This is a genomic window from Nocardia abscessus NBRC 100374, assembly GCF_000308455.1.
Taxonomy (GTDB): domain Bacteria; phylum Actinomycetota; class Actinomycetes; order Mycobacteriales; family Mycobacteriaceae; genus Nocardia; species Nocardia abscessus.
Genome location: NZ_BAFP01000013.1, coordinates 1 through 525, shown reverse-complemented (window position 1 = coordinate 525; position 525 = coordinate 1). Strand labels below are relative to the sequence as shown.

Annotated in this window: 1 protein-coding gene; it reads left to right on the top strand. The window is 73.0% G+C overall.

Annotation, left to right across the window (positions count from 1 at the left end):
* The coding region (locus tag ON19_RS02725; RefSeq protein WP_043686153.1) for a hypothetical protein at positions 1–525 on the top strand (525 nt) is incomplete at both ends.

Sequence of the window (525 nt, the reverse complement as noted above, 5' to 3'; positions counted from 1 at the left end):
GTGGTGCTCGAGGAACTCGGGCGCACGCTGCACAACCCGCCGATGCTCGGGTCGGCGGTGCTCGGCGTCCAGGCGCTGCTCGCGACGGGTGATGCCGATGCGGCGCAACGATTGCTGCCCGGTGTCGCCGAGGGTACCCGGACGCTCGCGGTGTGCTGGGCGGACGACAAGGGCTGGGCCACGGGGGCACACGCAAACGCGGCGGCGGAATACGCCGTGCGGGCGGACGGCGGCACCCTGACAGGAACGGCGCACTACGTCCTGGACGGCGTCAATGCCGACACCCTGCTGGTGGTGACGGCCGACGGGCTCTACGAAATCGATGCCACCGCAGCGGGAGTCACCCGCACCGTCGTCCGGACCATGGATCCGACCCGGCGCCTGAGCACCGTCGCCTTCGACGGCGCGGCGGCCACCCGGCTGGGCGGTGATGCGGATGCGATCACGGCCCGCCTGCGCGCGGTCGCCTGGGCCGCCCTGGCCGCCGAACAGGTCGGCGCGGCCGATCAATGCCTCGACCTGACC